Here is a 676-nt window from a genome sequence, read left to right as displayed (position 1 = left end):
ACAAAGCACAGCCGCCACTGCGCGTTGATGCGGATGCTGTGCTGTCCCGCGCGGTCGCCGCTCAGCGCTTCCAGACGATTCCCTGGCGGGCTGCGAAGGAAGTCGAGCGTCACCGCCGCGTGCAGTTGGGTGAGCTTGCGCTCCGCGACCGACTGGAACGCGCGGAACGGGCGCGGCGACTGGCCGGCAAACAGCTTGGCGGTGGCTTTGCAGCGAAACGATTTGATCATTGGGTATAGGATGTTACGTGCAACGTAATACGTCAAGCAGTTTGCGCGTTGCTTGATCGCCTCAAGGATGTCCGCTTCTGGAGACCTACCCGCCACTGGTGACCCACGGACCGCTGACCGACAAGGGGGACGAGCCGGAAAATTAGGCGATCTGCACTGCCCGACAGCACATGCGCGAGCCTTCCCCTGTCACGCCCCATGAACCGAGCACAGGGCGGGAGCGATCTCGGCATCCGCCGTGCCTCGATCATCGATCACAACGGGCTCACCTCAGAGGCGCTCCGCTCGGATATCGACCCCAAGCCGATAAGCCCCACCGGGCGCAATGGATACCCGATCCGGCCCTGCATTGGTGGTCTCCACGCAGAGCCGTCATTCCGCACCCCGTCAGCCGCTTGCAGAATATATCGCCACATAGCGCGGCCCGAGCAGCTGCAGTAAGACGC

At 63.3% G+C, this 676-nt stretch carries 1 protein-coding gene; it reads right to left on the bottom strand.

Features of this window, described 5'->3' with window-relative positions; all coding sequences use genetic code 11:
* Nucleotides 1–230 (bottom strand): type II toxin-antitoxin system RelE/ParE family toxin (locus tag G3480_RS27210; protein WP_164657286.1); only part of this gene is annotated, 230 nt, incomplete at its 3' end.
* Nucleotides 231–676 lie beyond the last annotated feature (446 nt).

This window comes from Thiorhodococcus mannitoliphagus, from assembly GCF_010915725.1.
GTDB classification, from domain to species: Bacteria; Pseudomonadota; Gammaproteobacteria; order Chromatiales; family Chromatiaceae; genus Thiorhodococcus; species Thiorhodococcus mannitoliphagus.
Note: the sequence above shows the minus strand (reverse complement) of the source record. Positions and strands in the feature narration are given on the sequence as shown.